We start from the raw sequence: 20,188 nt of genomic DNA, 5'->3' as shown, positions 1-20,188 counted from the left end.
TGTCCTGGAATCCACCACCATGAACACGCACAAAACAGCGCTGGTAGTCGGCGCCCAAGGCGTCATCGGCCGCAACCTGATCGATCATCTGCGCGGCCTTGAGGACTGGAACGTCATCGGCCTGTCACGCCGCGGCGGCGAGTCCGACGCACACGTACGGCATATCGCGGTCGACCTGCTCGATCGGGACGACGCCCGCGCCAAACTGGGCGGCCTGAAACAGGTCACCCATATCTTCTACGCCGCCTACCAGCATCGTCCGACCTGGAGCGAGCTGGTGGCGCCCAACCTGGCGATGCTGGTCAACACGCTGGAAAGCGTCGAGCCCGTCGCCGATCATCTGCAACACGTCAGCCTGATGCAGGGTTACAAGGTCTACGGCGGCCATCTCGGTCCGTTCAAGACCCCGGCGCGCGAAACCGATGCGCATTTCATGCCGCCGGAATTCATGTTCGACCAGCAGACCTATCTCGAACAGCGCCAGCAAGGCAAGGCCTGGACCTGGTCGGGCATCCGCCCGGCGGTGGTCGGCGGCTTTGCATTGGGCAATCCGATGAACCTGGCGCTGGCAATTGCGGTGTATGCGTCGGTGTCGAAAGAGCTGAACTTGCCGTTGCGCTTTCCGGGCAAGCCGGGCGCTTATGACAAGCTGGTGGAAATGACCGATGCCGGCCTGCTGGCCAAGGCCACGGTGTGGGCGGCAACCGATCCGCGTTGCGGCAACCAGGCGTTCAACATCGGTAACGGCGACCTGTTCCGCTGGAGCGAAATGTGGCCGAAGATCGCGCGCTATTTCGATCTCGAGGTGGCGCCGCCGCTGCCCCTGTCGCTGACCACCGTGATGGCGGACAAGGCCGAGGTGTGGCGGCGCATCGTCGACAAACACGATCTGGCCCGGCACGACCTGTCAGAATTGTCCTCGTGGGAGTTCAGCGACTTCGTGTTCTCCTGGGATTACGATATGTTCGGCGACGGCTCCAAGGCGCGGCGCTTCGGCTTTCACGACTACGTGGAGACGGAAGCGATGTTCATGGCGATCTTTGATGACTTCCGTCGCCGCAAAGTGATTCCCTGAGGGCTGCGGCACGCTTCGGGACGCCCATAAAAAAAGAGCTTGCGCCAATGCGCAAGCTCTTTTTCGTTCCGGACCAGCGGTCCTGCAGAACGGCGAATTACTTCGTCTCGCCCTTCTTGATCCATGCCGCCAACTGATGCGGGCCAAGGCCGTCATAGTCTTCGAACGGCTGATGAATCCACGGATTGGTCGGCAGGTAGTCGAGGTGATAGTCCGGCTCCACGATCGAGCAGGCCTTCCACCACAGCACCGCCGACTTGATCTCGGTCACGGCGGGATAGTGCTCCTTAAGATGCTGCTGGACCTTTTGCAGCGTCACGCCGGAATCGACCAGATCGTCCACCAGCAAGACGCGGCCCGACAGGCTGCCCTTGGTGATGGTGATGTACTTGGCGATGTCCAGACTGCTGCGGATGGTGCCCGCGGCTTCACGATAGGAGCTGGTCGACAGGATCGCCAGCGGCACGTCGAAGATGCGCGAGAATACATCGCCCGGACGCAGGCCGCCGCGCGCCAGGCACAGGACCTGATCGAATTGCCAGCCCGATTCAAACACCTTCAGGGCAAGCTTTTCGATGCTGCGGTTGTAGTCGTCCCAGGAGACCCACAGGTCTTTGTCGTCGGATATTTTCATTATTGATACTCGTCGTACGGAATTGCTTAATTGGATTACTTGAACGGGTGGCGCAAGACGATGGTTTCTTCGCGATCCGGACCGGTGGAAATCATGTCGATAGGCACGCCGACCAGTTCCTGGATACGCTCGATGTAAGCGCGAGCGTTCTTCGGCAGGCCGTCCAGCGATTGTACGCCGACGGTCGATTCTTTCCAGCCCGGCATTTCTTCGTAGATCGGCACGCAGGCGGCGGCTTCTTCAGCGCCGACCGGGAAGATGTCGACGGTCTTGCCGTTGAGCGTATAACCGGTGCACAGCTTGAGCGACTCGAGGCCGTCCAGCACGTCCAGCTTGGTCAGGCACATGCCCGACACGCCGTTGATCTGCACCGAACGCTTCAGCAGCGCGGCGTCGAACCAGCCGCAGCGGCGCGCACGGCCGGTCACGGTGCCGAATTCGTGGCCGACGGAAGCCAGATGCTTGCCGACGCCGGCATCGGTCGGCAGTTCGGCCGGGAACGGGCCCGAACCGACGCGGGTGGTGTAAGCCTTGGTGATACCCATGACGTAGTGCAGCATGTCGGGACCGACACCGGCGCCTGCGGCGGCGTTGCCGGCCACGCAGTTGCTCGAGGTGACGAACGGATAAGTGCCGTGGTCAACGTCCAGCAGGCTGCCTTGCGCGCCTTCGAACAGCAGGTTGGCACCGTTCTGATTGGCGATGTGCAGGTCGTTGGAAACGTCGGCGACCATTGGCTTCAGACGCGGCACGTTGGCCAGCGCGTCGTCCAGCGTCTTCTGGAAGTCGACCGGCTGGGTCTTCAGGTATTGGGTCAGGACGAAGTTGTGGTAGTCCAGGTTTTCCAGCAGCTTTTCGGCAAAGCGCTTTTCGTTGAGCAGGTCGGCCACGCGGATGGCGCGGCGGGCAACCTTGTCTTCGTAGGCCGGGCCGATGCCCTTGCCGGTGGTGCCGATCTTGGCGGCGCCGCGCGCGGCTTCACGCGCCACGTCCAGTGCCACGTGATAAGGCAGGATCAGCGGACAGGCTTCGGACACTTTGAGGCGCGATGCGACTTCGACGCCAGCGGCTTCCAGCTTGTCAATTTCGCGCAGCAGATCAGGCACGGACAGGACCACGCCGTTGCCGATGTAGCAAGCCACACCAGGACGCATGATGCCCGACGGGATCAGCTGCAGCGCGGTCTTCTGGCCGCCGATGACCAGCGTGTGGCCGGCATTGTGACCGCCCTGGAAACGCACCACGCCCTGGGCGTGATCGGTCAGCCAATCGACGATCTTACCTTTACCTTCATCGCCCCACTGCGTACCGATGACGACGACATTCTTTGCATTGCTTTTCTGTAACATGGCTTAACCCAAATTTTTGATAATCCAATTTCCATTGCTGAGTTCCACTGCACGGTCGCAGTCGAATTCGTCCTGGTCGTTCTCGTGTCCCGGGAGGCTCTGAATCACGATTTCCCCGGCGCGGCGCAATTCCGCTATTTTCTCACGCAAACCTGCCTCGGTACCCCATGGCGCGCGAATTGCGGGCTTTCTTTCCGCTCCCGGCATCAGGCGAGCCAGTTCACGCAAATCCATGGAAAAACCCGTCGCCGGGCGAGCGCGTCCGAATGCTTCGCCGACATGATCGTAACGGCCGCCGCGTACCACTGCATTGGGCAGGCCAGGCACATAAGCCGCGAACATCACGCCGCTGTGATAGTGGTAACCGCGCAGGTCGGCCAGATCGATCGTGATGTTGGCTTCGCCGGCCAGCTGCACCAGCGCCTGCAGTTCGTCGAGCGCCTGGGCGATGCCCGGCAGCGCCGGCAAGGCCTTGCGCGCACGCGCGATCACCTCGATGTCGCCGTACAGGCCCGGCAGCGCCAGCAAGGCGTCGCGCGTGGCCGGCAGATAATCTTTGGTCAAGATGTGCAGACCGGGAATGTCCTTGGCTTCCAGCAGGCCGAACAGTTGCGCCGCCTGTTTCGCCGCCTTCTCGTCGTTGGCGATGATGGCACGCAGCACGCCGACATGGCACAGGTCCAGCCGCACCTTGCCGATGCCGGCCAGCGCCAGCGAAGCCAGCGCCAGCTCCTGGATTTCGGCGTCGGCTTCAAGGCCGGCGTGGCCATAGATTTCGGCGCCGATCTGCAGCGGTTCACGGGTGGCATGCAGGCCCGATGGACGAGTGTGCAACACGCTGCCGGCGTAGCACAGGCGCGTGACGGAATCGCGATTGAGCAAATGCGCATCGATGCGCGCGACTTGCGTGGTCATGTCGGCGCGAATGCCCAGCGTGCGACCCGACAGCTGGTCGACCAGCTTGAAGGTGCGCAGGTCGGTGTCCTGTCCGGCGCCGGTCAGCAGCGACTCCAGGTATTCGAGCAGCGGGGGCATGACCATTTCATAGCCGTACAGACGGAAATTGTCGAGCATGCGGCGACGCAGCTCTTCAATCTTGCGCGCTTCTGACGGCAAGACATCGGCGATGTTTTCAGGAAGAAGCCAGTTAGGCATAAAACAATTCAATCAAAAAAATATCTGAAACGAACCCCGGCATGCCCGGGCCAATTCAGGCAAACCCCGCCACACGCGGCAAGGCACACGCGTCCGAAGAAGCGTATGCCTGGTGCACATCACATCAATGCCGGGGAAACAAATACTCGAAAGAAACGAAAGAAACAGCGGATATCAATTCAGGTCAACAAAAACAGAAGGACGCCCCGTGCCGGCAGCATCCGTTTTCCTGTTCGCGCAACCCGTAATTGTATACCACGAACGGGGCGTGGCTTATTTCTTGGCGCTTGCGCCTCCCACGCCCTTGAAATATTTAAAGAACTCGGAGTTGGGGTCCACCACCATCAGGTCGTGACGGTTCTTGAAGCTGGCGCGGTAGGCTTCGAGGCTGCGGTAGAACTTGAAGAACTCGGGATTCTGTCCGAATGCCTGCGCGTACACCTGGGAAGCCTTGGCATCACCCGCACCGCGGATTTTTTCCGCGTCGCGATAGGCTTCAGCCAGAAGCACCACACGCTGGCGATCGGCGTCGGCGCGAATCTTTTCCGATTCGGCGGCGCCGGTGGAACGCAATTCATTGGCGACGCGGGCGCGTTCGGATTTCATGCGGTCATACACCGAGTTATTGATCTGGTCGACATAATCAACACGACGCAGGCGCACGTCGATGATCTCGGCGCCGATCTGCTTGGCTTCCGTGGCGACTTTGCGCTGGATCGCGTCCATCACCTTGCCGCGCTCGCCCGAGATCACTTCGCGCACGGTGCGCTTGGTGATTTCTTCGTTCAGCGCGGCCTTGACGATTTGCGACAGGCGATCTTGCGCACGGCGCTCATCACCGCCAAAGCTGATGAAATACAGGCGTGGATCGACAATGCGCCATTTGACGAAGGAATCCACCAGGACGTTCTTCTTTTCGGCCGTGATGAAACGGTCGGCGTCAGGCGTGTCCAGTGTCTGGATGCGCTTGTCGATGTAGATCACATTCTGGAACGGCGGCGGCAGCTTGAAATGCAGGCCCGGCTCCGTCACCACCTGCTTGACTTCACCAAGCGCGAAGACGATGGCCGACTGGCGCTGTTCAACGACGAAGATGGTGGTCGACACCAGCCAGATGGCGATGATGGCGACGATGATGCTGGTAATCAGGCGGCTCATTAGCGTACCTCCCGATCGCGGGAATCGCGCGCATCCCGGTTGCGGGAATCGCGTTGGACATCTGTTGAATACACTGGATCTGTTCCTGGAAGTGTTGGCGTGGTCGCGGCAGGCGCGGCGGCAGGCTTCGCTGCCGCCGCGGCGCTGTCAGATTGCTGGACCAGCTTGTCCAGCGGCAGATACAGCAAGTTGTTGCCGCTCTTGGCGTCCACCATGACCTTGGTCGTGTTGGAGAAGATCTGCTGCATGGTTTCCAGATACATGCGGTCCCGCGTCACCGCCGGGGCTTTTTGGTATTCCTCTAGCACTTGCTTGAAGCGCGCCGCATCACCTTCGGCGTTGGCGACGATGCGCGAACGATAGGCCTCGGCTTCTTCCAGCAGGCGCGAAGCAGCGCCACTGGCCTTCGGAATCACATCGTTGGCATAAGCCTGGCCTTCATTCTTCTGGCGTTCGCGGTCCTGCCCTGCCTTGACGGCGTCGTCGAACGCCGCCTGCACCTGCTCAGGCGGTTGCACGCCTTGCATGGTGACGTTGGTGATCTGCACGCCCGACTTGTAGCGATCGAGGATCTGCTGCATCAGTTGGCCGACGTCGAGCGCCACTTTTTCACGGCCTTCGTACAACACGAAGTCCATCTTGCTGCGGCCGACGATTTCACGGATTGCAGTCTCCGCCACCTGGCGCACGGTCTCGTCCTGGTCGCGATTGTTGAACAGCCATTCAGCGGCGTTCTTGAGCTTGTATTGGACGGCGAACTGGATGTCGATGATGTTTTCATCGTCAGTCAGCATCAGCGCTTCCTTCAACTGCTTGTTCTTGGCATTGCTGCGATAGCCGATTTCTGCCGTACGTACCTGCGAGACGTTGACGATCTCGTGGCTTTGCACGGGATACGGCCAGCGCCAGTTGAAACCCGGCAAGGTCGTGTGGCTGTACTTTCCGAAGGTCATGACGACCGCGGTCTGGCCTTCCTGGACGATGAAGAAACCGCTGGCCAGCCACAGGAACGCGACGATGACGGCGATCACGCCTGCACCGATACCGGCGCCCTTGATGTCGCCGCGATTGAAACCGTCGCCGTTGTCCGAACCGCCGCCGCCACGCTTGCCGAACAGCCGGCTCAGGCGCTGATTGAAATCACGCCACAGCTGATCGAGGTCAGGTGGACCCTCTTCCGGCTTTTTGCCGTTGTTGCCGTTGTTCTGATTTTGACGGTTGTTGTCGTCTTGTGAACCGCGCCCCCATTGAGGGTCGTTCAACGAAAACTTTATACCGAGTTTTTTGAATAGAGAAACAAGCATGCGTTGCGATCCGGCTTAGTAATTGAAAGAATCAAAAGAGGGAATGCCCGCCAACTTCGAGAACCGCCTGGACGACCAGCTGTGGCGGTTCAAGCCAACAGATTAATGTGCATGCGCATCGTGCGCATCTTGAGAATCGAGAATCTGCGATCGCGCACCCCTGCGTGCCTCGACCGACGACCTGAGTGAGTCGGCAATTGCCTGCCGCAACAAATCCAGGCCGGCACCAGTTTTCGCACTGACAAAAACCCGGTGGATTCTACCATACTCGTCATGCTCGATTGCCGGCTCCAGCTCGGCGGCATCGATCTTGTTCCAGACCAGAATCTGGGGAATATGATCCGCGCCGATCTCCTTGAGAACCAGGTTCACCTGCTCGATTTGCTCCATGCGCACGGGGCTTGCCGCATCGACAACATGCAGCAGCAGATCGGCGTGGATGGTCTCTTCAAGCGTGGCGCGGAATGCCGCCACCAATTGGTGAGGAAGTTCGCGGATGAAGCCGACCGTGTCTGAAATGACAACATGGCCGACTTCGCCCAGATACACCCTGCGCGACGTCGTATCGAGTGTCGCGAACAGCTGATTGGCGGCATATACGCCGGCTTTGGCCATGGCGTTGAACACCGTGGATTTGCCGGCGTTGGTATAGCCGACCAGCGAGACCGAGAACGTGTCGTTGCGGCCGCGCGCGCGTCGTTGCGTGGCATGCTGGCGATGCAGTTTGGCAAGCTGGGCGCGTAAGGCCTTGACACGATCGCCGAGCAAACGGCGGTCGGTTTCGAGCTGGGTTTCGCCGGGACCGCGCAGGCCGATACCGCCCTTTTGCCGTTCCAAGTGAGTCCAGCCGCGGATGAGGCGCGTCGCCAGATGCTGCAACTGGGCAAGCTCAACCTGCACCTTGCCTTCATGGCTCTTGGCGCGCTGGGCGAAAATATCGAGGATCAGACTGGTGCGATCAAGCACCCGCGTTTTCAGCACCCGTTCAAGATTGCGCTGTTGCGCGGGTGACAAGGCGTGATTGAAGATGACGATGTCGAGTTGCAGATCGGCGACGGCATCCGCAATCTCCTGCGCTTTGCCGGAACCGACAAACAGCGCGGCGTCCGGACTGGCGCGTTTGCCTGTTACGGTAGTGACAGGCTCTGCGCCAGCGGACTTGGCCAGCAGGAACAATTCATCCAGACTCGCGGCAAAATCGCTTTTGCCGAAATCCAGGCCGACTAGCGCGGCACGCATATCAGTATGCACACGGCGTGGCGCCGGCTGGATAAACCATTATTCCGCTTCTGCCGAATCGAGGCTCAGATTCACAGCGCGGGCTGGTACGACAGTGGAAATGGCGTGTTTGTATACCATTTGGGTGACGGTGTTGCGCAGCAGGACCACATATTGATCGAACGATTCAACATGGCCTTGCAGCTTGATCCCGTTGACCAGATAGATCGAAACGGGTACGTGTTCTTTTCTTAAGGCGTTAAGAAATGGGTCTTGTAACAATTGCCCTTTGTTGCTCATGGCAGCTCCACTGTGTTGTTGTGATTAGGATTTGGAGGCACCTGACAGAATTTCAAGTGCTTTACCAATCTATGCGTTATGAATGTAAACGATTTCCCACCGACCGCCAAGATTCGAGATTATTTATCTGGGCGCGCGAAAGGATTCTTGCTCGAGCGGAACTCGATACGGAGTGGAGTGCCAACCAACGAGAAAGTTTCACGAAAATGCTTTTCGAGATAACGTTTATAGCTGTCATCCACGCCTTCAAGGGCGTTGCCGTGGATCACCACGATCGGAGGATTCATGCCGCCCTGGTGGGCGTAGCGCAATTTGGGTCGGATTGAGCCTTTACGGCGCGGCTGCTGATGCTCGACCGCTTCGATCAGCGCCCGCGTGAGCTTCGGCGTGGTCAGATTGGACATCGCTGCGGCATAGGCCGAGTCGATCGATTTCATGAGCGGGCCGATGCCGGTCGACTTCAGCGCGGAGATGAAGTGGAACTTGGCGAACGACAGGAAACTGAGCTTGCGCTCAAGATCCATCTTGATCTCGTCGCGACGATCGCTTTGCAGGCCATCCCACTTGTTGACGCCGACCACCAGCGCACGACCGGACTCCAGGACGAAGCCGGCGATATGCGCATCCTGCTCCGATATGTCCTGTTGCGCGTCGAGCAGCAGCAGGACCACGTTGGTTTCCGAGATCGACTGTAGCGTCTTGACCACCGAGAATTTTTCGATCGCTTCGAATACCTTGCCGCGGCGGCGGATGCCGGCAGTGTCGATCAGCGTGTATTGTTTGCCGTCACGTTCGAATGGAATCTCGATCGAATCGCGTGTCGTCCCCGGCATGTCGAAAGCGATGACGCGTTCTTCGCCGAGCAGCGTATTGACCAGCGTCGACTTGCCCACATTGGGACGACCGACAATGGCAATCTTGATGCCGCGCGCGACGTCGACTTCTTCGCCGAGATCGGGACGCTGCGCCAGCGCGATATCCAGTGCTTCATCCACCAGATCGGCGACGCCGTCGCCATGCGCAGCGGAAATCACATAGGGATCGCCCAGGCCCAGCTCATAGAAGTCAGCGGTGACGGAGGTGTATTTCATGCCTTCGGCTTTGTTGACCACCAGCATGACCGAACGGCCCGACTTGCGCAGGAAATCGGTAATGGTTTTGTCGTGCGGCGTGAGGCCCTGGCGGCCATCGACGATGAATATCACGATGTCGGCCTCGACCACCGCCTGCTTGGTCTGTTTGGCCATTTCGAACATGATGCCTTCTTTGGCCACCGGCTCGAAACCGCCGGTATCAATCACCAAAAAGGGGCGTTCGCCGACCCGGCCTTCGCCGTAGTGACGATCCCGGGTCAGACCGGGCAAGTCTGCGACCAGCGCATCACGTGAACGGGTGAGCCGATTAAACAATGTCGACTTACCGACATTGGGACGACCAACAAGTGCAATAACCGGCTTCATTAAATTTTATTCTGCCGCCAAGGCGACGACTGTTCCTGCTTGAGTTTGAAAAACGACGGCTTGCCCAGCGGCAATCGGCGTCACCTGGATCGGGCTGCCGTCAGTGCTTGTACGGGCGACAAACGCACCGTCGTCGCGCGACAGGAAATGGATATAACCCTGATAATCGCCTACTGCGACCGCTTTGCCAACTGCAATCGGCGGCGACAAGCGGCGATAGGCCAGCTTGCTGTTGCGCCACAGCGCAGTGCCGGTGTCGCGGGCGAATTCTGTCACACCACCCTTGTCATCGGCTGCAAACACGAAACGATCATCTAGCGTCAGACCTGATTCGCTGGAAAAATCCTTGGCCCAGCGCACATTGCCGTTGGTGACATCAAAGCAGCCGATGCGGCCTTGGTAGGCGACCGCGCAGACATCACGCACACCCAGTCCCGGCACGCCCGAGACGTCAGCGATACGCTCAAGTTCGGTGGTGCCCTTCGGATCGCCGACGGCGACTTCCCAGCGCGGACCGCCATTGTTCAGCGCCAGCGCCGACAAGCGGCCGCCCGGCAAGGCGACATAAGCGGTTTGCGAATCGAGCACGATGCCCGGTGCAGTGCGCAGAGTCAGCGTCGGCAGAGGACGCAGAACGGTCCAGCGGCGGGTGCCGTTTTCTGCGTCGAATGCGGTGACGCGATTGTCGATGCTGCGCACCAGCACCAGACCAGAACCTACGACCGGAGCCGACAGGACTTCACTGGGCGCCTGGGCTTTCCACAGCGACTTGCCGTTGCCGTCAAAGGCTTGGACGACACCCTTCTCGCCCACCACTGCGACCACGTTGCCGTCGCTGCCGACACCGGCGGTCAGCGACGAGCCGGCATTGACGCGCCACACGGTCTGGCCAGTGGCGGCATTCAGGCGCACTACAGCGCCGTCAGCACCTGCGGCGAACACGCTGCCGCCGGCGAACACGGGGCTGAACCGGAAGGAGCCGGCCTTGCCGACCGATGCGGTCCAGACGGTTTGCGTACGCAAGGTTTGCTTGAACTCGACCAGCGCGGCAGGCGGGTTGACTTCCTTTTTGCTGGAAAACAGCGAGCAGCCCGACAGCAACGCCACGGCGGCCAGCGCACTCAGTTTGATCGCCAGGGACGCTGTACGCCTGGATACGACTTGTGACTCACGACGCATATGGTTTTTCCTCTTACCGGATTGCACGATGTTGGAGTGTTGTTATGGCGATGCTCAGGCTGCAGCCTTGGCCGGTGCGCCACCGATGGCGTCGAGCTTCAGCTGGATCAGCTGGCGGCCCGGATTGCGCTCGTCGGTCTTGTCCAGCGCCAGTTGATACGCGCTACGCGCTTCATCGCGCTTGTCCTGCGCCACCAGGATATCGCCCTTGCGGTCGGCGACGGCGCCGGCAAACTGCGCCGGGAAATCGCCGGCCAGCAACTTGAGCGCATCGTCATAGGCCTTGCCGTCCAGCAACAGGCCGGCCAGGCGAATCGATGCGATCGCCTTGTATTCGGCGTCGCGGCCATGGTCGATGACCCATTGCAATTGCTTCTTCGCGGTCTCGGTGTCGTTTGCCTCGAAGGCGGTCTTGGCCGCGACCAGCGCGCTCATCTGCGCGTAAGCGGTACCGCTGAACTTGTCTTGCATGTCGGTCGCTGCGCGCAGCACTTTGGCGCCATCTTTGGCTTGCGCGGCCTTCTGCTGCTCTTCGTAGAGTTGCGAGGCCTGCTGCGACTGCTTGCGCTGATACAAATTCCAGCCGCTCCAGGCGCCGTAGGCGGCCAGCGCGGCGATCAATACCCAGGTCAGAAGATTGCCGTACTTGTTCCACCAAGCCTTGATGGAAGCAAGCTGTTCTTGTTCTTCGAGATCGTATGCCATGAGAAAAGTCTAAAAGTGGTTCAGGAATTAAGGGTGGTAATGCACGTGGTCATGATCGTGATCATGATCACCGACGATTTGCTCCACGACATAGTCGGTGACGCCGTCGAATGAAATCGTGACCTGGTTGCTCTCGCCTTCGGCTGCACGCAAGGTCTTGACCGTCGCAGTGGCGTTCTTGACTTCGTCTTCGCCGAGGATGACCGCAAACGCCGCGCCGCTCGCGTCGGCCTTCTTCATCTGCGACTTGAAGCTGCCGCCCGCGCTCGCCGATGCGCAATGTAGCACAACATCCAGCCCGGCACCGCGTAATCTTTCCGCCAGTACAAAGGATTGCAGTTGCGCTTCGTCACCCTGGTGGACCATATAGACGTCGCATTGGTTCGGCGCATACTGCTCGCCGCTCGCCTTCATCAGTTCCAGCAAGCGCTCCACGCCCATGGCGAAACCGCAGGCCGGGGTCGGCTTGCCGCCGAACATTTCGATCAGCGGATCGTAGCGCCCGCCGCCGCACACCGTGCCTTGCGAACCGAGCTGGTCGGTGACCCACTCGAATACCGTCCGGTTGTAATAATCCATGCCGCGCACCAGACGCGGATTGATCGTGAACGGGATGTTGTTGTGATTGAGGATCTTTTGCACGCCTTCGAAGTGCGCACGCGATTCTTCACCGAGATAGTCGAGCAGCTTGGGCGCGGCGTTGACCATCTCCTGCATGGTCGGATTCTTGGTGTCGAGGATACGCAGCGGATTCGAATGCAGGCGGCGCTGAGCGTCTGTGTCGAGCAGCTCCTTGTGCTGCTCGAAATAGGCAATCAGATCCGCGCGATGCTTGCTGCGCTCCTCGGCGTCGCCGATGGAATTCAGTTCGAGGCGAATGTCTTCCAGGCCGAGGTCGTCCCACAGGCGTTGGCACATCATGATCAGTTCGGCGTCGATGTCCGGGCCGGTGAAGCCAAGCGCTTCCGCGCCAACCTGGTGGAACTGGCGATAGCGGCCGCGCTGCGGACGCTCATGGCGGAACATCGGACCCGCGTACCAAAGGCGCTTCGGGCCATCGTAGGTCAGATTGTGTTCGAGCGCCGCGCGCACCACGCTGGCGGTGCTTTCCGGACGCAAGGTCAGGTTGTCGCCGTTCATGGAATCGGTGAAGGAATACATTTCCTTCTCGACGATATCGGTGACTTCGCCCAGGCCGCGCGAGAACAAAGCGGTCGGCTCGACGATCGGCGTGCGGATTTGCTGGAAGCCGTAGCTCTTGAGCACCGAATGCACGGTGTTTTCGAACAATTCCCACAGCGGCGCATCGGCCGGCAGGATGTCGTTCATCCCTTTGACGCCGACGATTTTTTCGATTTTCTTGTTTTCAGACATGCTAATGATCTTCAGGTTTGTTCAGTCACAGGCCAGCCGGCGGCCGCCTGTCCAGGCGGCATGCCGACAAGGACTCAGGCCGCGGTTTGCTTGCCGTAATGCGTTTGCACGTAATCCAGCACGATGGTTTGGAATTCTTCGGCGATGCGCTCGCCGCGCAGCGTCATGCGCTTTTCGCCGTCAATGAATACCGGTGCGGCAGGCGATTCGCCGGTACCGGGCAGGCTGATGCCGATATTGGCATGCTTGGATTCGCCGGGGCCGTTGACGATGCAGCCCATGACGGCGACGTTCATGCTTTCAACGCCGGGATACACGCCTTTCCACTGCGGCATTTGCTCGCGCAGGTAGGTCTGGATCTTGTCCGCCAGGTCCTGGAAGACGGTCGACGTCGTACGGCCGCAACCGGGACAGGCGATCACCATCGGCGTGAATTTGCGCAAGCCCATGGTTTGCAGGATTTCCTGGCCGACGATGACTTCACGGGTGCGGTCGCCGCCCGGTTCCGGCGTCAGCGAAATGCGGATGGTGTCGCCGATGCCTTCTTGCAGCAACACCGACAAGGCCGCTGTCGAGGCGACGATCCCCTTGCTGCCCATGCCTGCCTCGGTCAGTCCGAGATGCAGCGGGTAGTCGCAACGGCGCGCCAGTTCGCGATACACGGCGATCAGGTCCTGCACGCCCGAGACCTTGCACGACAGGATGATCTTGTCGCCGGCCAGGCCCAGCTCTTCTGCGCGCTGGGCGTTTTCAATGGCCGAGGTCACCAGCGCCTCGTACATGACGGCCTGCGCCGGCCAAGGCTCTGCGCGCCCGGCGTTTTCATCCATGATGCGCGCCAGCAGCGCCTGGTCCAGGCTGCCCCAGTTCACGCCGATGCGCACCGGCTTGTCATAGCGGCAAGCCGCTTCGATCATCTGGGCGAATTGACTGTCGCGCTTGGCGCCCTTGCCGACGTTGCCCGGGTTGATGCGGTACTTCGACAGCGCCCTGGCGCAATCGGGATAGTCATTGAGCAGCGTGTGGCCGTTGTAATGGAAGTCGCCCACCAGCGGCACGTCCACGCCCATGCGATCGAGTTGCTCGCGAATCGCCGGCACCGCTGCTGCGGCTTCCGGCGAGTTGACGGTGATGCGCACCACTTCCGATCCGGCGCGCGCCAGATCCTTGACCTGGATCGCCGTGCCGATGGCGTCGGCGGTATCCGTATTGGTCATGGATTGCACCACGACCGGCGCACCGCCGCCGACCACCACTTCGCGCTCACCGTACCGGATGACGGCGCGGCGGCTTTGACGGCGGCCCAGCGGGCCGGATGCGATCGGAAAAGACGAAGATGACATACGTGCGTTATTTCAGATTCATTTCAGGCTCAGACGAGCCACGTTGCTGCTGCTGCCGGTTTCCAGGTCCAGCTTGGAACCACGCAGGCTGGCATCGACACCCGCTGCATTGCCGACCACCAGCGTGACCGGCTCATTGATGTCGAACGACTCGGTGGTGCCGGCCTTGAGCAAGCGCGAAATCATGGTCGACTTGTCGCCGCGACGGATTTCCACCCATGAGTCCTCGCGGAAGGTAAGGCGCAGCAAATCCTTGCTGTTGCTGATGTTCAGGCTGCCGGTCACGGGCGAACCCGGGTTGACCGGTGCTGCGGCGGCGACTTTCGGCTGCGCAGGCTCAACCGCCGGCGTCTTTGCAGCAACCGGCTCCGGCGCGCTCGGCGCCACTACGCTGGCGACCTTTTCGGAAACATTGGTGATCGCGGCGCCGGCCGAACTGGCAGCGCTCGTCACGGCCGACTCGACTTTTTCCAGTTTGCTCTTGTCCGAGCCGTCCTGTACTTCAGGCGGCAAATCCTGCTGGGCGTCGGCTTGCGCCGGCGCGGGAGCCACATCGTCGGAGGACGTTTTGGCGCCCTGCTTCAGCCATGCCAGTTGCGGCACGTCGCTGAACGCGTCCGTGCGATGGATCACTGCGGCAGCGCCGACCAGCAACACCACCAGCACGCCGCCGACCACCAGACCCGGCGAAACCTTGCTGCGATTGCCCAGCGGCAGCGGCGACTCCGAAAACGGCGTCGACAGTGTGCGCTGCGGCGCGATCGGCCCGGTTTGTGCAGGACCGTCCTGCGGCAGCAATGCCACCAGCGCGTTGGCGTCCAGCCCCAGCAACTTGGCATAGGCGCGCACAAAGCCGCGCACGATGACCGGCCCCGGCAACGCGGCATAATTGTCCGCTTCCAGCGCAATCACCTGGCGCGTGGCGAATTTCAACTGACTCGCGGCATGTTCCACAGACCACCCCTTGGCCTGACGTTGCGCAGCCAATAGCGCTCCGGGTAATGCTACTTGCCTTACCTCTTCTGTCCCCGATGCAAAACCGGAGATTGGCGCTTCATTTCCCTGCTGATCACTCATCAAATGCTCCACGTTGATAAGCCGCGTATTCTGACGAAGACGGATAGCGACGGCGCAACTGCGCCGCCAGTTCATTTTCGGCTGATTGATTGCCTAGTTTACGTTCAATCTTGATGGCTAGCCATAGCGCATCGACATTCAAGACATCATTTTTCGCCGCCAGACCGATGTGAAAGCGCGCACGCTCGAATTCATTTCGGTCAAAGTAAATTCTGGTCAAGTTCACATTGGTCGCCAGACTGGCCGGCTCATACTGGAACGCCCGCGCAAAATAGCGCTCTGCCGCCGTCACGTTCTGCAGCTTCAGGCTGCATGCGCCGGCATTGGCCAGGGCCTTGCCAGGCGAACGATAAGACGGTTGCGCGACTGCCGCCTCGAAGTACGGTATCGCTTCAGTAGCACGACTATCATTGCACAGGAACCAGCCATAATTGTTGGCAAAATCAGGATTGCCGGGTGCGAGATTCAGCGCCTGGCGGAAATCCGCCTCGGCTTGCCTGCTGCGGCCCATTTCCATGAAAGCCAGCGCACGCATGCCATAAGCCTCGGCAAAATCGGGAACCGCTTGCAAAGCCAGTCCGGCTTCTTCCGCCGCGACGGCAAACTGGCGCTGTTCGTAATAACCGACCGCCAGTTGCAAACGAATATCGGCGCGCTTCTGAGCGTCAGCCTGGACGTTCATTCGGGACGACGATACCGGTACGCTGTGGCCGGCGACGGCATCGTCCGTTTTGGAGGAAGCGCATCCGGTCAGCAGCAAAGCAGGTGCCAGCAGCAAGGCAATGACACTGTTCTGCCAGCGTATCCTCACCCGGAGATCTCCACGATGCGGCCGAAGTCCTTGCCGAATTTTTGCTGGTACTCCGTCATCTTCTGCATGCGCTCCTGCACGCGGGTGCGGTCCTTGACCTCGCCCGCCAACTGGCCGCAGGCAGCGTCGATATCATCGCCGCGCGTCTTGCGAATGGTGGTGACGATCCCGGCATCCATCAGAATCTGGGCAAACGCCTTGATGCGCGGATTGTGGGAACGCTTCAATCCGGATTCAGGGAAAGGATTGAACGGAATCAGGTTAAACTTGCATGGCACTGCAGCCTTGCTGTCGCCGCCGCCCTGCACCAATGCCACCAGTTCGCGCGCATGCGCGTCGCTGTCGTTGACGCCGTCCAGCATGCAATATTCGAAGGTCACGAAATCACGCGGCGCGAATTCGAGGTAGCGCTTGCACGCCGCCATCAGTTCCTGCAGCGGATATTTCTTGTTCAACGGAATCAGGCTGTCGCGCAACGCATCGTTGGACGCATGCAGCGACACGGCCAGGGCTACGGCGCATTCCTGCGACAGCTTGTCCATCATCGGCACCACGCCGCTGGTCGACAGCGTTACGCGGCGGCGCGACAGGCCGTACGCGTTATCGTCGAGCATCAGCTTCAAGGCGGTAACAGTAGGTTCGAAATTCAGTAGCGGCTCGCCCATGCCCATCATCACCACGTTGGTGATCTGGCGTTCGCCTTTGGGGCCTGCTTCGACGCCCTTGGTCTTGCGCAGTTCGAACTCGGCCATCCACAACTGGCCGATAATTTCGCCGACGCTCAGGTTGCGGTTGAAGCCTTGCTTGCCGGTCGAGCAGAAACGGCAATTGACCGCACAGCCTGCCTGGGTCGAAATGCACAGGGTGCCGCGATTTTCTTCGGGAATGAATACGGTTTCAACGGCATTGCCGTTGCCGACATCCACCAGCCATTTGCGGGTGCCGTCGGTAGAAGTATGGTCGCTGATGACGGCCGGCGCTGCCACATGGGCGCGCGTCGACAGCTTTTCACGCAGCGACTTGGCGAGATCGGTCATCTCGGCAAAATCGGCAACGCCGTATTGATGAATCCAGCGTTGCAATTGTTTGGCGCGAAACGGCTTCTCACCCAACTCGCCACAATAAGCAACGAGTTGCGCGGGATCCAGATCCAGCAGGTTGGTGAGAGCTGTTGTCATAACATGTACCGCTTTTGGTTAACCTTGATGCATGGACGCCCAAACTTCAAGGTAACTTTGCTGCAAATTAACGCGAATAGATATTCAGCGCCGGGAAGAAGTAAGCGATTTCAACTTTCGCTGTTTCTGCCGCGTCGGAACCGTGCACTGCGTTGGCGTCGATCGAATCAGCGAAATCGGCGCGGATTGTGCCTTTTTCTGCCTTCTTCGGATCGGTTGCGCCCATCAGGTCGCGGTGCTTCAGGATGGCGTTGTCGCCTTCCAGGGCTTGCACGATCACAGGACCGGAGACCATGAAGTCGACCAGATCCTTGAAGAATGGACGCTCACGGTGAACCGCGTAGAAACCTTCAGCTTCGGCACGCGACAAGTGAATCATGCGCGCAGCGATGATTTTCAGGCCGGCGTTTTCGAAACGGGAATAAATCTGACCGATCACGTTTTTCGCAACTGCGTCCGGTTTGATAATCGACAGGGTGCGTTCAATTGCCATGTGTAAAAACTCCAATAAAAAGAAAGGGTTAAAGCCGTTAATTAACAATTCAATCAACCTTTAATTCTACCACGAAACGGCTATTTATCAGTCTAATTCGCTATAAAGCATGACAAACTGACAAAATTCCTTCGTATCCGCGGACGAACTTCGCTCTGGCAGCGATGTCTCATGCAGTGAGCGTCGTGCTATGCTCTGTTCGCATTTAACGCTACCGGAGGACGAATGAACAATTACTCGCAAAACACACTTGAAAACCTGAATACCGGCGCCCTGGCGCGCAATCGCGTGCTGCGCAACACTTACTGGCTGCTCGCATTGTCCATGATCCCGACCGTGCTCGGCGCGTGGCTGGGCGTGCAATTGCATCTGAGCCTCTTCGCCGGCAGCCCGATGATCGGTTTCGTGGTGTTCATGGCCGTGGCGTTCGGCTTCTTCTACGCAATCGAAAAGACCAAGAATTCCGGCCTGGGCGTTGCAGTCCTGCTCGGCTTCACCTTCTTCATGGGTCTGATGCTGTCGCGCCTGATTGAGTACACGCTGGGCTTTTCCAACGGCGCACAACTGATCATGACCGCATTCGGCGGCACCGCACTGATTTTCGGCGCCATGGCAACCGTTGCGACCGTATCCAAGCGTGATTTCTCGAGCATGAGCAAATGGCTGTTCGCCGGCGTGCTGGTCATCATCGTCGCCTCGCTGGCCAATATCTTCCTGCAACTGCCCGCGCTGCAACTGACCATTTCGGTGGTGGCAATCGCGATTTTCTCGGCTTACATCCTGTATGACGTGCAACAAGTCATCAACGGCGGCGAAACCAACTATATTTCGGCCACCCTGGCGATCTATCTGGACGTCTACAACGTGTTCGTCAACCTGCTCTCTATCCTGGGCATCCTGGGCGGCAATCGCGACTGATTGCGCAGCAGACAGCTTCAAAGAAAAAGCCGACCAGTGGTCGGCTTTTTTCATGGTGTCACCGAGACAACTCAACCCGGCAAATCGAACACCGCCATGGATTCCACATGCGCCGTGTGCGGAAACATGTTCACCACACCCGCCAGCGTCAGGCGGTAGCCGCCGAGAGTGACCAGCTCGCCGGCGTCGCGCGCCAGCGTGGCCGGGTTGCAGGACACGTAGACGATGCGCCTGGGCTTCAGGTGGGCGTGCTGCTCGCCCAACCCGGCAATCGCCTTGCATACTTCCAGCGCGCCTTCACGCGGCGGGTCGATCAGCATGCGATCGAATTTCCCCAGCGCGATGAAATCCTCGGTCGTCGCTTCAAACAGATTACGGCAGTAGAACGCCGTTTTTCCGGCAACGGCATTGACCTTCGCATTCTCGGCAGCACGCTCCGTCAAGGCCGTACTGCCTTCGATGCCGACGACTTCCCTGGCCAGCGTGGCGATCGGCAACGTGAAATTGCCCAGGCCGCAAAACAGGTCGGCGACGCGATCTTCCGGCTGCACATCGAGCAGACGCAAAGCCCGCGCCACCAGCACACGGTTGATCTGGTGATTGACCTGGGTGAAATCGGTGGGCTTGAACGGCATGCGGATGCCGAATTCCGGCAGCGTGTAATGCAGGTTCGATTGCGGCGGATAGAAGGGATGCGCCGTGTCCGGACCTTTCGGCTGCAGCCACCACTCGACCTTGTATTCGTCGGCAAAAGCCTTGAGCTTGATTTCGTCGTCGGCGCTCGGCGGCTCCATCACGCGCAAGACCATCACGGTGGTTTTCACGCCGTTGTCACCCTCACCGATGGCAAGTTCGATTTGCGGCAGGCGGTCGATGATGCTCAGCGAACCGATCAGGGCACGCAGCGGCATCAGCATTGCGGAAACGTGCGGCGGCAGGATCTCGCAAGTCTTCATGTCGCTCACGAACGGCGACTTCTTTTCATGGAAGCCAACCAGCACGGTGCCCTTCTTGACCACGTTCTTGACGGAGATCCGGGCGCGGTAGCGGTAACCCCAGGTCGGCCCGTAAATTGGCCGCAACATGGTTTCCGCTTTGAGCTTGCTGAGATGCCAGAGATTGTCTTCGAGCACGCGCTGCTTCATGGCGACCTGGGCCGACGGCTCCAGATGCTGCATGGCGCAGCCGCCGCAGAGACCGAAGTAGTCACATTGCGGCTTGACGCGCAAGGATGATTCGCGATGCAGGGTGGTCATGGTGGCGGCCTCCCACTTCGGCTTCCTGCGGTAAGACTGGAAGCTGACCTGTTCGCCGGGCAATGCGCCTTCGACGAAAATCACTTTGCCCTGAGTGCCATCCTCGTTCGCCAGATGGCCGACGCCGCGCCCGTCCATGTCGAGGGCTTTGATATTGATGATGTTTTGCTGCATAGAAACAATAGATGCGACCAGCGTCGC

Annotated in this window: 19 protein-coding genes; 2 read left to right on the top strand and 17 right to left on the bottom strand. The window is 59.7% G+C overall.

Annotated elements, in window-relative coordinates; all coding sequences use genetic code 11:
- The first annotated feature begins 19 nt into the window (after positions 1–19).
- Positions 20–1,075, top strand: a complete 1,056-nt coding sequence (locus F506_RS10975) for an SDR family oxidoreductase (RefSeq protein WP_053197420.1) — start codon at positions 20–22, stop codon at positions 1,073–1,075.
- A gap of 97 nt (positions 1,076–1,172) precedes the next feature.
- Here the strand turns inward: F506_RS10975 and F506_RS10970 are convergent, their stop codons facing one another.
- The 16 genes from F506_RS10970 to ndk all read right to left on the bottom strand — a co-directional run bounded on the left by F506_RS10970 (position 1,173) and on the right by ndk (position 17,813).
- On the bottom strand, positions 1,173–1,709 hold the full coding sequence (locus tag F506_RS10970; RefSeq protein ID WP_053197418.1) for a phosphoribosyltransferase: 537 nt from the start codon (positions 1,707–1,709) through the stop codon (positions 1,173–1,175).
- A 35-nt stretch (positions 1,710–1,744) separates the two neighbouring features.
- Positions 1,745–3,058, bottom strand: a complete 1,314-nt coding sequence (locus tag F506_RS10965) for an adenylosuccinate synthase (protein ID WP_053197416.1) — start codon at positions 3,056–3,058, stop codon at positions 1,745–1,747.
- A 3-nt stretch (positions 3,059–3,061) separates the two neighbouring features.
- Positions 3,062–4,213, bottom strand: a complete 1,152-nt coding sequence (locus F506_RS10960) for an ATP phosphoribosyltransferase regulatory subunit (RefSeq protein ID WP_053197414.1) — start codon at positions 4,211–4,213, stop codon at positions 3,062–3,064.
- A 273-nt stretch (positions 4,214–4,486) separates the two neighbouring features.
- Positions 4,487–5,371, bottom strand: coding sequence for a protease modulator HflC (hflC, locus tag F506_RS10955; RefSeq protein ID WP_053197412.1), 885 nt, complete (start codon positions 5,369–5,371; stop codon positions 4,487–4,489).
- Entirely contained in the window at positions 5,371–6,675 is a 1,305-nt protein-coding gene (gene hflK, locus F506_RS10950; RefSeq protein WP_053197410.1) for an FtsH protease activity modulator HflK, read from the bottom strand. Before hflK ends, hflC begins: the two co-directional genes overlap by 1 nt.
- Before the next feature lie 102 nt (positions 6,676–6,777).
- Positions 6,778–7,914: a GTPase HflX gene (gene hflX / locus F506_RS10945; protein WP_053197409.1), complete on the bottom strand. Its 1,137-nt coding sequence runs from the start codon at positions 7,912–7,914 to the stop codon at positions 6,778–6,780.
- A 39-nt stretch (positions 7,915–7,953) separates the two neighbouring features.
- Positions 7,954–8,193 carry an RNA chaperone Hfq gene (gene hfq / locus F506_RS22675; protein WP_034297704.1) on the bottom strand — a complete coding sequence of 80 codons (240 nt, stop codon included), beginning with the start codon at positions 8,191–8,193 and terminating at the stop codon, positions 7,954–7,956.
- A 119-nt stretch (positions 8,194–8,312) separates the two neighbouring features.
- Positions 8,313–9,653, bottom strand: coding sequence for a ribosome biogenesis GTPase Der (gene der / locus F506_RS10935; RefSeq protein ID WP_053197404.1), 1,341 nt, complete (start codon positions 9,651–9,653; stop codon positions 8,313–8,315).
- A gap of 6 nt (positions 9,654–9,659) precedes the next feature.
- Positions 9,660–10,832, bottom strand: a complete 1,173-nt coding sequence (gene bamB, locus F506_RS10930) for an outer membrane protein assembly factor BamB (RefSeq protein ID WP_053197402.1) — start codon at positions 10,830–10,832, stop codon at positions 9,660–9,662.
- A 54-nt stretch (positions 10,833–10,886) separates the two neighbouring features.
- On the bottom strand, positions 10,887–11,537 hold the full coding sequence (locus F506_RS10925; RefSeq protein WP_053197400.1) for a YfgM family protein: 651 nt from the start codon (positions 11,535–11,537) through the stop codon (positions 10,887–10,889).
- Between the two features lie 27 nt (positions 11,538–11,564).
- On the bottom strand, positions 11,565–12,911 hold the full coding sequence (gene hisS / locus F506_RS10920) for a histidine--tRNA ligase (protein ID WP_053197399.1): 1,347 nt from the start codon (positions 12,909–12,911) through the stop codon (positions 11,565–11,567).
- Between the two features lie 74 nt (positions 12,912–12,985).
- Positions 12,986–14,254, bottom strand: coding sequence for a flavodoxin-dependent (E)-4-hydroxy-3-methylbut-2-enyl-diphosphate synthase (gene ispG / locus F506_RS10915; RefSeq protein ID WP_053197397.1), 1,269 nt, complete (start codon positions 14,252–14,254; stop codon positions 12,986–12,988).
- An 18-nt stretch (positions 14,255–14,272) separates the two neighbouring features.
- Positions 14,273–15,241: a RodZ domain-containing protein gene (locus F506_RS10910; RefSeq protein ID WP_235471481.1), complete on the bottom strand. Its 969-nt coding sequence runs from the start codon at positions 15,239–15,241 to the stop codon at positions 14,273–14,275.
- Positions 15,242–15,323: 82 nt separating this feature from the next.
- Positions 15,324–16,142: a type IV pilus biogenesis/stability protein PilW gene (pilW, locus tag F506_RS10905; protein ID WP_053197394.1), complete on the bottom strand. Its 819-nt coding sequence runs from the start codon at positions 16,140–16,142 to the stop codon at positions 15,324–15,326.
- Positions 16,139–17,320: a 23S rRNA (adenine(2503)-C(2))-methyltransferase RlmN gene (rlmN, locus tag F506_RS10900; protein ID WP_053197393.1), complete on the bottom strand. Its 1,182-nt coding sequence runs from the start codon at positions 17,318–17,320 to the stop codon at positions 16,139–16,141. Before rlmN ends, pilW begins: the two co-directional genes overlap by 4 nt.
- A 67-nt stretch (positions 17,321–17,387) precedes the next feature.
- Positions 17,388–17,813, bottom strand: a complete 426-nt coding sequence (ndk, locus tag F506_RS10895; RefSeq protein ID WP_053197391.1) for a nucleoside-diphosphate kinase — start codon at positions 17,811–17,813, stop codon at positions 17,388–17,390.
- A 225-nt stretch (positions 17,814–18,038) separates the two neighbouring features.
- Between ndk and F506_RS10890 the strand changes: the two genes are divergently transcribed.
- Entirely contained in the window at positions 18,039–18,731 is a 693-nt protein-coding gene (locus F506_RS10890; RefSeq protein ID WP_053197389.1) for a Bax inhibitor-1/YccA family protein, read from the top strand.
- A 71-nt stretch (positions 18,732–18,802) separates the two neighbouring features.
- Here F506_RS10890 and rlmD read toward each other — a convergent pair whose 3' ends face one another.
- Complete coding sequence (gene rlmD, locus F506_RS10885) at positions 18,803–20,161, bottom strand: 23S rRNA (uracil(1939)-C(5))-methyltransferase RlmD (RefSeq protein ID WP_053197387.1); 1,359 nt, start codon at positions 20,159–20,161, stop codon at positions 18,803–18,805.
- Positions 20,162–20,188 lie beyond the last annotated feature (27 nt).

Origin of the sequence: Herbaspirillum hiltneri N3, from assembly GCF_001267925.1 — a bacterium.
GTDB lineage: Bacteria > Pseudomonadota > Gammaproteobacteria > Burkholderiales > Burkholderiaceae_D > Herbaspirillum > Herbaspirillum hiltneri.
Note: the sequence above shows the minus strand (reverse complement) of the source record. Positions and strands in the feature narration are given on the sequence as shown.

Coding starts and splice junctions, on each gene's coding strand:
- F506_RS10975 (WP_053197420.1), top strand. CDS start 20: ATGAACACGCACAAAACAGCGCTGGTAGTCGGCGCCCAAGGCGTCATC.
- F506_RS10970 (WP_053197418.1), bottom strand. CDS start 1,709: ATGAAAATATCCGACGACAAAGACCTGTGGGTCTCCTGGGACGACTAC.
- F506_RS10965 (WP_053197416.1), bottom strand. CDS start 3,058: ATGTTACAGAAAAGCAATGCAAAGAATGTCGTCGTCATCGGTACGCAG.
- F506_RS10960 (WP_053197414.1), bottom strand. CDS start 4,213: ATGCCTAACTGGCTTCTTCCTGAAAACATCGCCGATGTCTTGCCGTCA.
- hflC (WP_053197412.1), bottom strand. CDS start 5,371: ATGAGCCGCCTGATTACCAGCATCATCGTCGCCATCATCGCCATCTGG.
- hflK (WP_053197410.1), bottom strand. CDS start 6,675: ATGCTTGTTTCTCTATTCAAAAAACTCGGTATAAAGTTTTCGTTGAAC.
- hflX (WP_053197409.1), bottom strand. CDS start 7,914: ATGCGTGCCGCGCTAGTCGGCCTGGATTTCGGCAAAAGCGATTTTGCC.
- hfq (WP_034297704.1), bottom strand. CDS start 8,193: ATGAGCAACAAAGGGCAATTGTTACAAGACCCATTTCTTAACGCCTTA.
- der (WP_053197404.1), bottom strand. CDS start 9,653: ATGAAGCCGGTTATTGCACTTGTTGGTCGTCCCAATGTCGGTAAGTCG.
- bamB (WP_053197402.1), bottom strand. CDS start 10,832: ATGCGTCGTGAGTCACAAGTCGTATCCAGGCGTACAGCGTCCCTGGCG.
- F506_RS10925 (WP_053197400.1), bottom strand. CDS start 11,537: ATGGCATACGATCTCGAAGAACAAGAACAGCTTGCTTCCATCAAGGCT.
- hisS (WP_053197399.1), bottom strand. CDS start 12,911: ATGTCTGAAAACAAGAAAATCGAAAAAATCGTCGGCGTCAAAGGGATG.
- ispG (WP_053197397.1), bottom strand. CDS start 14,254: ATGTCATCTTCGTCTTTTCCGATCGCATCCGGCCCGCTGGGCCGCCGT.
- rlmN (WP_053197393.1), bottom strand. CDS start 17,320: ATGACAACAGCTCTCACCAACCTGCTGGATCTGGATCCCGCGCAACTC.
- ndk (WP_053197391.1), bottom strand. CDS start 17,813: ATGGCAATTGAACGCACCCTGTCGATTATCAAACCGGACGCAGTTGCG.
- F506_RS10890 (WP_053197389.1), top strand. CDS start 18,039: ATGAACAATTACTCGCAAAACACACTTGAAAACCTGAATACCGGCGCC.
- rlmD (WP_053197387.1), bottom strand. CDS start 20,161: ATGCAGCAAAACATCATCAATATCAAAGCCCTCGACATGGACGGGCGC.